Annotated in this window: 10 protein-coding genes; 8 read left to right on the top strand and 2 right to left on the bottom strand. The window is 62.1% G+C overall.

What is annotated here, in order from left to right; all coding sequences use genetic code 11:
* Positions 1-100 precede the first annotated feature (100 nt).
* A complete protein-coding gene (locus WBQ44_RS08730) occupies positions 101-1,339 on the bottom strand; it encodes a PucR family transcriptional regulator (protein WP_495566312.1) in 1,239 nt (412 codons plus the stop codon).
* Positions 1,340-1,659: 320 nt separating this feature from the next.
* Here WBQ44_RS08730 and WBQ44_RS08735 point away from each other — a divergent pair, with 320 nt between their 5' ends.
* The 8 genes from WBQ44_RS08735 to WBQ44_RS08770 all read left to right on the top strand — a co-directional run bounded on the left by WBQ44_RS08735 (position 1,660) and on the right by WBQ44_RS08770 (position 10,620).
* Positions 1,660-3,618 (top strand): AMP-binding protein, encoded by a 1,959-nt coding sequence (locus WBQ44_RS08735; RefSeq protein ID WP_495566313.1) that lies wholly within the window; start codon positions 1,660-1,662, stop codon positions 3,616-3,618.
* Positions 3,615-4,781, top strand: coding sequence for a thiolase family protein (locus WBQ44_RS08740; protein ID WP_495566314.1), 1,167 nt, complete (start codon positions 3,615-3,617; stop codon positions 4,779-4,781). Before WBQ44_RS08735 ends, WBQ44_RS08740 begins: the two co-directional genes overlap by 4 nt.
* A 47-nt stretch (positions 4,782-4,828) precedes the next feature.
* Positions 4,829-5,206 (top strand): Zn-ribbon domain-containing OB-fold protein, encoded by a 378-nt coding sequence (locus tag WBQ44_RS08745; RefSeq protein ID WP_495566315.1) that lies wholly within the window; start codon positions 4,829-4,831, stop codon positions 5,204-5,206.
* Between the two features lie 29 nt (positions 5,207-5,235).
* Positions 5,236-6,657 (top strand): MFS transporter, encoded by a 1,422-nt coding sequence (locus WBQ44_RS08750; protein ID WP_495566316.1) that lies wholly within the window; start codon positions 5,236-5,238, stop codon positions 6,655-6,657.
* 28 nt (positions 6,658-6,685) lie between these two features.
* Complete coding sequence (locus WBQ44_RS08755) at positions 6,686-7,906, top strand: MFS transporter (protein WP_495566317.1); 1,221 nt, start codon at positions 6,686-6,688, stop codon at positions 7,904-7,906.
* The gene (locus WBQ44_RS08760; RefSeq protein WP_495566318.1) at positions 7,903-8,346 is read left to right on the top strand and encodes a MaoC family dehydratase; all 444 of its coding nucleotides are present in this window, start codon (positions 7,903-7,905) and stop codon (positions 8,344-8,346) included. Before WBQ44_RS08755 ends, WBQ44_RS08760 begins: the two co-directional genes overlap by 4 nt.
* The gene (locus WBQ44_RS08765) at positions 8,346-9,506 is read left to right on the top strand and encodes an acetyl-CoA C-acyltransferase (protein ID WP_495566319.1); all 1,161 of its coding nucleotides are present in this window, start codon (positions 8,346-8,348) and stop codon (positions 9,504-9,506) included. The genes WBQ44_RS08760 and WBQ44_RS08765 overlap by 1 nt, the downstream gene beginning before the upstream one ends.
* A gap of 136 nt (positions 9,507-9,642) precedes the next feature.
* Positions 9,643-10,620: a C-terminal binding protein gene (locus tag WBQ44_RS08770; protein ID WP_495566320.1), complete on the top strand. Its 978-nt coding sequence runs from the start codon at positions 9,643-9,645 to the stop codon at positions 10,618-10,620.
* Positions 10,621-10,691: 71 nt separating this feature from the next.
* Here the strand turns inward: WBQ44_RS08770 and WBQ44_RS08775 are convergent.
* Positions 10,692-10,968: S4 domain-containing protein (locus WBQ44_RS08775; RefSeq protein ID WP_495566321.1), on the bottom strand; the 277-nt coding region annotated here is incomplete at its 5' end.

Here is a 10,968-nt window from a genome sequence, read left to right on the forward strand (position 1 = left end):
GGTACATAATCGCCATGACGCCGTGCAGGACGGGCGATGGGTCGGTTTCGGCGGAATTCGAATCCGATTGCGAAGCAATAGCATATGTCGCGCATCGCGTTCACCGACACAGCAATGCGAGACCGAACAAGAGAATGTCGTGCGGATCGAGCGGGTCGTGCCCTGTCAACGAATGAATTCGTTGCAGTCGATACTTGACTGTGTTGGGTTGAATCCGTTGATTCTGCGCCGACTGAGCCAAACTGAAACCGGAGTCTATATACGCTCTGAGTGTAGGGATAAGCTCGGATCGATGCGCTTCGTCGTATCTACGCAGGGGATCCAACGCCTCCTGGCTCAGGTCTTTGTTGTACTGGCTCGATCGAACCACGTGGTCCAGCAAAGCGTCCGTGAACAGGTACGCGCGGCGTCGACCCTGTCCGACCGGGGTCGCCATCGCCGAAAGGATGGCGTCTTGTGCGTCGACGTAGGAACGAGTGGCCGAGGCGAGCAAGTCGTACGTACGGCCCACACCCACCGTGAACCCCGGTGCCCGCGCCGCGAGCCCGTCCATGATGGGACGCTGTCCTTCCGGAAACTCGCCCAGCACCGGACACACGGCGACGATCTCGTCACCTCGAATGCAGACGATCGAGTGGCCGGGTACGGCAGCGGTGACGTATCGGTCCACCTGATCTAGTTGGGTCCGCAGCGCTATCGCGGAGCCGTCGACTCCGGCGTTGTGTCGCAACAGAATAACGAAGTATCGGGCAACGAGGTCCAACTTGAACAGGGGCGCGTAGTTGTCGACGCGCTCGGAAGCGTTTCCTGTCACCAACGCCTCGACCAGGTCGCGGCGAACCAGTTCACGGTCGTGAATCATCCCGGAAGCCTTTTGTAAATATGCCTGCGCAACCGTTGTCGACACGAGGTCGACATGCTTCATGATTCGTCCCGCAATCACCAGCGCCGCGGCGGGATGACTTTTGGTCGTGGGTGCATCCACTACCTGCTCCCACACCGTATGCCCCCACAATCGATACGCCTGTAACAGCGCATGAATCGGCACACCCTGCTGGAACCGTCTGACGGCGCTATCGCGGAAGGACTGCAGGTGCACCTCGAATGTGGGATCGGCCGGCGACAAGCCCGAGAGTACGTCCTCGAAATTGCGTCGCGCGACAACTGCTACATCCTGTTCGATGAAGCCTTCCGGAAGCGATCGATACTCGACGATCTCTTCGCGGTAGCGGCGCGCGAGCATGAGACCTATCTCCTCCGAGCGAGCCTTCAAATACTCGACCAATTCCACCGTGGTGATGTCGAGCTCCGGCCCATCGATGCCGACGTCAACGTTCACGTGCTTCCTCCGTTCGGCTCCGCGTACCTCATAGTGCACTGCAACCGAGGTATCGCGGGCCGTTTCGACGACTCACTTTGCTGATAACGCAGTACATGCATGACGCCATACGCCACGGTCCGGCTCGATTTTCTACAAACTTGTTGTCGATACGCGTCTACACGGCTTCGACACATTGAGGCGGCCTCACGCCGCGTTTGCGGAAACCGCAGAGTTCGGCGGGAAAGATCGCGGAAACGGATAGCGAAGTGTGGCGCCCATCACTCGTACCGTCTCCTCAGGCCGACATACCTGACCTGTTACGTCGAACGAGGAGTCATATGACCGCCACTACATCGGTGACCGAGGCCGAATCCTTGCTCTGGAATCCCGGTCCTGAAGAGCTCGAACGGAGCCGCATCCTGGACTTCGCATCGACCGTCGGTTGCACCGATCTGACCGACCTTCGCGTAAAAGCTTTCGCAGATCCGGCATGGTTTTGGGGAGCCGTCGCAGACTGGCTGAAGCTGGACTGGCAGACTCCACCGACCCGCGTCTTCGACCAACTCGACACACCCCACAGGACGTCCTGGTTCATCGGCGGCGCCTTGAACATGGCAGACAACGCCGTCGACCGATGGGTTCGCGCCGGCAGATCAGCTCAGACAGCGCTGCTGTGGGAGCTGGAAGACGGCACCACGGGCAGTTGGACATTCGGGGAACTCGCTGTCGACGTCGATCGTGTCGCCACTGGGTTCCTCTCCGCTGGAATCAAATTCGGCGACACTGTCGGAATCCAACTGCCGATGGTGCGAGAGGCAGCCGTTGCGCAACTCGCCTGCGCAAAGATCGGGGCCATATCGGTTCCCATCTTCTCCGGATTCGGCACCTCTGCAGTCGTCGATCGGTTGAAGATCGCGGGCGCAAAGGCTCATGTTCTCTCGAATGGTTTCACCCGCCGCGGCAAAGACGTGCGGGTCAGTGAGGACTTGATTTCGGCTCTCGGACAAATCGACACTCTTCGCACCACCATCGTGGTGTCGCTGATCGACGGTGTGGATCGATCCACGCTCCCCGGGGAAATCGCGTGGGAGGACCTGGGCAACGGCCAACCCGCCGCTGCACTGGCCGCCGCGCTGACACCGACCGACCACCCATTGTTCATAGCCTTCACCTCCGGTACGACCGGCGCCCCCAAGGGTGTAGTTCTCGGCCACACGGGATTCGCAGTAAAAGCCGGCAGCGATGCGGCCTTCAGCTTCGACGTCGGTGAAGGCGACGTGTCGACCTGGATCACCGACCCCGGCTGGATCATGAGCCCGATCGTGATCTTCGGCGGGCTCATCGCAGGTAGTTCCGTCGCCCTGTATGCCGGTACACCGGATTGGCCTGACACCGACCGGATCTGGAACATGGTGCGCGAACTGGGCGTCACGATGATGGGCATCTCCCCCACCCTCGTCCGCTCACTGATGGGCAGGGACGATACGCACATCGAGACCGGAGAACTTCGCGTGCTCGCATCGAGCGGAGAAGCATGGACCCCTGACGCCTACGAGTGGCTGTACACGATCGCAGGTCGACGACAGATCCCGATCATCAACTACAGCGGCGGCACCGAGGTATCCGGGGCGATCCTCTCCAACACCACGGCCGAACCGATTCACCCCTGCGGATTCGCCGGACCGTTGCCCGGTATGGGCGCTGACGTCGTCGATTCGGATGGTGTCGGACTCGGGGTGGGCCTCGGTGAACTCGCGCTCCGGCGGCCGTCGCCCGGCATGCCGTTGACGTTCTGGGGGAATCCGGACCGCTATTTCTCGACCTACTGGGATCGCTGGCCAGGAGTCTGGTATCACGGAGACTGGGTCGAAGTCGACGAGAACAATGTATGGTTCGTGCGCGGCCGCAGCGATGACACACTCAAGATCGCCGGAAAGCGTCTAGGACCTGCCGAAGTCGAGTCCGTCGTCAACGCGGACCCTCGAGTGATCGAATCGGCCGCAATCGGCGTTCCCGACGCCATCAAGGGTGAGGCGTTGGTCGTATTCGCCCGTGTCAACGACACGGACCCGGAATCGGACGCCGCGCTCGCCGACTCCATACGAACCGAAGTGGCATTGCAACTGGGAAAGCCGCTCACCCCGAAGCACGTACACATCGTGGGTGTGCTGCCCAAGACCCGAAGCGGCAAAATTTTACGCCGAGTCATCAAGGCGGTCTATACCGGAAACGGCTCCGGCGACACTTCGTCCATCGACGACGCTTCGTCCCTCGACACGATCCGAGGATTGGCGTGAGGACCCGAAACGGACGCGTGGCGGTCGTCGGCATCGCCGAGCTACCACCGCAGCGCACGACGTCTGGGATCACGACACTCGAAATGCTCGCCCGGGCAGCGCGTCTGGCGGTCCTCGACGCAGGGTTGACCCCGTCGGACATCGACGGAGTGATGTGCGGCCCCCACGTCGGTGAAACTCCCCAACATGTACCAGCGACCGTCGCCGAATATTTGGGCCTACAACCCGACTTCGCCGATATCGTCGACCTCGGAGGTGCTACCGGAGCTGGAATGCTCTGGCGCGCTGCAGCTGCCATCGAAGCCGGCATGTGCACTACAGTGTTGTGTGTTCTCGGCAACACCCGGGACCCGCTCAATGTGCCGCGCTCGCCGAACCGAAATCCGATCCGGGAGTTCGACGTGCCCTACGGCGCGAGCGGCGCGAACCAAGCTTACGCGATGATCGCGCAGCGACACATGGCCGAGTTCGGCACCACGGCGGAACAACTCGCTCAGGTAACAGTCAAGGAACGGGCCAACGCGCAGCTCAACCCCGACGCAGTCTTCCACGGAAAACCGTTGACGGTCGACGACGTACTATCCTCGCCGATGGTGATGTCACCGCTGCATCTGTTCGAGGTGGTCATGCCCTGCGGCGGCGGCGCAGCATTCGTCGTCACCTCCGCCGATCGAGCGAGCGCTTCACCCCATCCACCCGTCTATCTGCTGGGCGCAGGTGAGAAAGTGACACATCGTGCGCTGAGCCAGGCCCCGCGCCTGACGACGTCGCCGCTCGCCCCTGCCATCGAACATGCCTACCGCACAGCCGGCATCACAGCTTCGGATCTGGACTTTCTTTCGATCTACGACTGTTATTCCATCGTAGTTGCCATTACCGCCGAGGACGCCGGGGTATGTGCCAAAGGCGAGGGAGGGAGTTGGGTCGCCGAGCACGACTTCTCACATCGAAGCACGTTGCCAGTCAACACTCAGGGCGGTCAACTCGGCTGCGGCCAAGCAGATCTGGCTGGCGGCATGACCCACATCACCGAAGCTGTTCGCCAGCTGAGGCGGGAGGCGGGAGACCGGCAGATAGTAGGTGCCGAAGTGGCCCTGGTCACCGGCAACGGCGCCACCATGAGCGAGGAAGTCGCGCTCGTCCTCGCCGGAGCAAGCACATGACGCAGACCATGACGACACCTACCATGACGACACCGAAGCCTGGCCCGGTGGTCACCGAATTGACTCGAACGTACTGGGCCGCTGCCGAGGATGGGACGTTGTTGATCCAGCAGTGCGGCACCTGCCGCACCTATCAGCACTATCCGGCGCGGATGTGCAGAACCTGCTGGTCGGAAGACATCGACTGGGTGAAGGCCCAGGGTACCGGCAAGATATGGACATTCACTGTCGTCGGCATTCCCGGCCATCCCGCATGGAAAGCGGAAAGCCCCTACATCCTGTCGCTGGTCGAACTCGACGAAGGACCGCGCCTGATGACCAACATCGTCGGATCCGAGCCCCGCGACGTGCGGGTCGGACAGCGGGTTGTGCTAGCGCCCGCAGCAAACGATCAGCCAGCTTTGCAATTCGAGATCGAAGCCTGAAACGTTCGCCTGAGAAGAACGGAAGTGCCATGTCCACCAACACAATCGGATCTCCGGCCGACCGTACGTCGATAGAACGACGTGCACGGATGGGGAGCTTCATCGGAACTACCATCGAGTGGTACGACTTCTACCTCTACGGTACTGCCGCAGCACTCGTTTTCCCCCAACTGTTCTTTCCCTCCTACTCCCCGCTCACCGGCACCCTGCTCGCGTTGCTGACCTACTCGGCCGGCTTCATTGCACGGCCGCTAGGCGGAATCATCATGGGCCACTTCGGCGATCGGATCGGCCGCAAGGCAATGCTGGTCATGTCGTTGATGATCATGGGTGTTGCTACCACGCTCATCGGTTTCCTACCCACGTTCACCGCAGTCGGAGTATGGGCACCCATCCTGCTTCTGGTCCTTCGTATCATTCAGGGCTTCGGCGTCGGTGGTGAATGGGGTGGAGCCGTTCTCGTGGCCGTCGAACACGCGCCACCCACGCGGCGTGGATTGTTCGGCGCATGGCCGCAAGCCGGCGTGCCGGCCGGGCTGCTTCTGGCCAACGGAGTCTTCATCACCCTGACCGTCACTCTGTCCGATGCTGCGTTCATGGCGTGGGGCTGGAGAGTCGGGTTCCTGGCTTCGTCCGCACTCATCATCATCGGCCTGGTAATTCGGTTGAAGATGGAGGAAACACCCGACTTCCAAAAAGCCAAAGACGACGGCGCCATTGCGAAATTCCCCATCGTCGAAGTCCTGCGCACACAGTGGAGGCAAGTGCTACTGGCCGTCGGAATCAAGATGTCGCAGAACGCAATCTTCTACATCATCACGGTGTTCGCGCTCACCTACGTCACGACCGTCCTGGACCTTCCCCGATCCACGGCGTTGATCGGCGTCTTGCTGGCATCGGGCGTAAGTATGTTCACGATCCTGCTCTCCGGACGCCTGTCGGACGAATACGGGCGTCGACGGATCTACATGATCGGCGCAGTTCTCTCTGCGTTGTTCGCGTTCCCGTTCTTCATCTTGATGGACACCAAGAGCTCACTGCTCATCTGGGGTTCGATCATCATCGGACTCGTGTTCCACGACCTCATGTACGGACCGCAGGCCGCGTTCATGTCCGAGCTCTTCGAGCCCGAATTACGTTACACCGGAGCATCACTGGGCTATCAGGTGGCGTCGCTGCTCGCGGGAGGGCTTTCCCCGGTGCTCGCCGTTCTACTCCTCGGACTGGCGGACAACCGCCCGTGGCCCGTCGCCCTCTACATGGTCGGACTCAGTGTGATCACCATCGTCGCAACTTACTTCTCACCGGAAACCCACCGCGGTAACCGGTTGACCAAGTCATCGGACTCGTCGGGCACCTCACGCATGCCGAATTCGCCGACTTCGCCGACTTCGCCGGACTCGCCGAGGGCCGAACGGTCCAACGCACCCGTTGCAACCCACGGGCACTGAGAAGCGCAAACGGATTCGAGGAAGCACCATGCTCACGACGACGACCCCGGTCGGATCGAACCGTCAACGTGCGCTGATCGCGCTCGTACAGGTTCTCGGCCTCTGCGTGTGGTTTTCGGCTACCGCCGTCGTACCCACGCTGAGAGTCGAATGGAACATAGGTGAGTCTGCGGCTGTCTGGCTCACCGCATCCGTCCAGATCGGGTTCGTCGTCGGAGCAATCACTTCCACCGTTCTGAACCTGGCAGACAGGATCGCACCCGAGCGGCTCCTGGCTGCAAGTGCCCTGGCGGCCGGTGCATGTACAGCGATTCTGGCCTGGCAGGTGAGCGGGCTTGCCACCGCGATCCCGTTGCGCTTTCTCACCGGTTTCTTTCTCGCCGGGATCTACCCGGTGGGTATGAAGCTCATGGCGTCGTGGTCCGACTCGTCGAACCGCGGTAAATCGTTCGGGGTTCTACTCGGTGCCCTGACGCTGGGATCGGCACTCCCCCATCTCATCGGCAGTGTCGGCCCGCTGCCGTGGCGAGCGGTCATGGGTGTTGCATCGGGGTTGACTCTCATCGCGGCAGTCATCGCTCTGACGTCTATCGCGGCGGGCCCGTTCCTGGACACCCGACCGATCACGCCTAATCCGCGCTACGCCTTGATCATGTTCCGTGAACGCGGCCCCCGGCTGGCAAATCTCGGGTACTTCGGCCACATGTGGGAGCTCTACGCGTTCTGGACCTGGATCTCGCTGTTCGTGCTTTTCGGACGCGAACAGAGAGGGGACGGCACGGGCACGACAGGGCTGATCGCCTTCGGTGCTATCGGAATCGCTGGGGTCATCGGGTGTCTGGTCGGTGGGTGGGCATCCGACCGATTCGGACGTCCTGTCGCTGCAGTGTCCGCCCTGGCGGTAAGCGGGACTTGTTGCCTGATCTCACCATTGTTTTTCGCTGTCTCTACGCCGGTGCTCGCTGTTTTCTTGTTCGTCTGGGGCGCCTCGGTCATCGCGGACTCCGGCGTCTTCTCCACGACTCTCAGCGAAACCGCCGACTCACGCTTCATCGGCACCGCACTGACCGCTCAAACAGCCATCGGATTTCTACTCACAGTGGTCACCATCCAATTCGTACCAGTACTGGCAGCACTGGTCGGTTGGCAGTTCGCCTTCCTACTGCTCGCCCCCGGCCCCGCAATCGGAGCCATCGCAATGTGGGCACTTCGCGCTCGCACTCACAACACCGAAGGAGCACCATCATGAGTACCTCACCCACCCATACCCGCCGCACACTGTCCGTAGGAGACACTGCAGAGCTGACCAGGACCGTCGGCGCGGGCGACATCGAGCTGTTCACCGAGATCAGCGGCGACCGCAACCCGTTGCACTACGACGAAGCAGCCGCCGAGGCATCTCGATTCGGCGAGATAGTCGTGCAAGGCGGAATCACGAGCGCGATTCTGAACGCCGTTGTCGCCGAGGAGCTGCCCGGCCCCGGAACGGTGTTCTTGAACGTCAACTGGGCCTTCAAGGCGCCTGTCCGACCGGGTGACACCATCACCGGACGCGTTGAGGTGATCTCGGCACGATCCGACAAACCCATCACCGAGCTGAAAACCACCGTCACCCGGGGAGATGGAACAGTCGTACTCGAAGGCACGGCCGTCTGCTACACGATGAGCCTGACTCGCGAGGAGAAATAATGACAGACGACCGTCGTCCGGTACTTGTCTCGACCGCTCGCACCGCAGTCGGAAAATTCGGCGGCGGTCTCGCTCATCTGAGCGCACTCGAACTGGGCGGCGCCGCAGTTCGAAGCGCTCTCGCCCCGTTCCAGGGCAGTGTTGTGCCAGACCACACCTTCCTCGGAAACGTCGTGCAAGCGGGCAGCGGCCAGAACCCTGCGCGAGTGGCCGCCATCAAAGGCGGCGTACCTACCACCGTGCCGGGAACAACGATCAACGACGTCTGCCTCGCTTCCATGACGGCGACCGGCCTGGCCGCATCGCTGATTCGTGCAGGCGACACCGACTGCGCCCTGGTCGGCGGTTTCGAATCCATGAGCCAAGCAATGCACGGGACCCGTCAACGATCGGCCCCGAAAGTGGGTGACACCGCATCGGTCGACCTCTTGGTCCGAGACGGGCTGTGGTGCGCCGTCAGCGATTCGGGGATGGGTGAAATTTCCGATCGAGCAAACCGTGAGTTGACCATCAGCCGAGCCGAGCAGGACGAATTCGCCGCCGAAAGTCACCGTCGAGCCGACCGGGCCACGAGCACCGGCCGGTTCGCCGATGAAATCACCGCGCTCATAGACGTTTTGAAATCCGACGAGGGAATCAGACCGACCAGCACTACGGCCGCACTGTCGCGACTGTCTGCGGCATTCACATCCGACGGCACGATCACCGCGGGCAACGCATCGCAGATGTCCGACGCCGGCGCCGCCGGCGTAATGATGTCCAGTGGCCGAGCGAGGTCGCTCGGAATCGCCCCGCTCGTCGAGATCGTCGACCGGGCAACCATCGCTGGGCCTGATGTGTCGCTGCACCTCAAGCCGGCGAACGCTGCCCGGCAACTGCTCGAGCGCAACGGCATGTCGATAACCGACATCGGAATCTGGGAGATCAACGAGGCGTTCGCCGGCGTCGTGCTGGCATCGGCCCGCAATCTCGACCTGGACCTCGACCATGTCAATCCCAACGGAGGGGCTGTCGCTCTCGGGCATCCTCTGGGGGCGTCCGGATTCCGCATGATCATGAGTCTGTCGATGGAGATGCGGCGACAGGATGTCGAGTTCGGCATTGCCGCGATCTGCGGCGGCGGTGGCCAAGGCCAGGCCATACTGCTCCGGGCCGCGTAATCGCTGGTACTCCGGCGCAACCAAACGGCATCCCTTCGAGCCGCCCCCGAGCGCACACTTCAAAGACACCCACGGATCCGATTGCCGGGACCCACGGCCCGGGCATAGCCTGGACGCCGACCACCACAGGAGGCTCGTGTACAAGATCTACCAGCTGGGCAGCCCGTGCCCGAACACAACAGACGAATCGGTAGCTGAACTGCTTTCCGCCGCCGACGCCCACGTCCAACACCTCGGAGCTGTACGCGACGAGGACGAGCTCATTCGAGTTTGCGCCGACGCCCATGCGCTGATCCCGATGGGCGCCGAGCCGATCACCCGTCGCGTACTCGTCTCGCTCGGGAACCTGAAGGTAGTGGCGCGTGGGGGTGTCGGTGTCGATGCGGTCGACGTCGACTCGGCAACCGCGCTGGGAGTTCAGGTCACCAACGCGCCGGACAGCAACTATCGCGATGTTGCCGTGCACGCTCTGTCCATGATCCTGTACCTGGTGCGTGGCCTCGGGGAGTTCGATGACCGTGTGAGACAGGGGCTGTGGGACTCCACAGAATTCGCGCCGCTGCTGCGCAGACCAGAAGCCATGCGTCTGGGAATCGTCGGTCTGGGGCGCAGCGGGACCGAACTGGCGACGATGGCCGCGGCAATTGGGTTCCAGATTGCCGCGCACGTTCGTCCAGGCCGCGAAGACCTCGCCCGCGCTGCGGGAGCGGTGCCGATGTCGCTCGACGAACTGGTCTCCTCATCGCACGTTGTGTCCCTGCACGTTGGACTCGACGCCGCCAATCACCACCTTGTCGACGCAGCCCTTCTCCAGCGTTTCCTTCCCGGGGCAATGCTGGTCAATGTTTCGCGCGGCGGTCTGGTCGATGCTGCCGCACTCTCCGCAGCGCTCGTCGACGGTCGGCTGAGGGGAGCGGCCCTCGACGTATTTCCGAACGAGCCAATCCACGTGGACAGTCCTCTCCTGCAAGCCCCCCGAACGGTTCTGACCCCACACGTGGCGTACCTGTCGACCGAATCCGTACGAGACGCGACGAAAACTGCGGTCATGGACGTCATCAGGGTCCTCGAGGGCCGTGAACCGGTCAACCCGGTGAATCGGATCAAAGGTTGAACGGATGAGATACCGGCGTGTGAGTTCAACAACTGAACGGCCCGCAGCATGAGACTTGGATCGAGCGCCGGCTAGAGGATGACGCGCGCGCCGGCCACGTTCTTTTTGCCGCGACGAACCACCAACCACCGTCCATGCAGGAGTCCATCCGCGGAGGGCGTCCACTCCTCGTCGGAGACCTTCTGGTTGTTCACCGACGCACCACCCTCTTTCACTGCGCGACGGGCCGCGCTTTTGCTTTCACACAACCCGGTCACAACAAGAAGATCGACGATGGTCGGCAACTCGCCTGCCGCAACATCGACAACGGAGGTCTCTTGCAGCGCAGCTGCCAGCGTGGCTTCGTCG

Origin of the sequence: Rhodococcus sp. (in: high G+C Gram-positive bacteria) (assembly GCF_049591685.1) — a bacterium.
Taxonomy (GTDB): Bacteria; Actinomycetota; Actinomycetes; order Mycobacteriales; family Mycobacteriaceae; genus Rhodococcoides.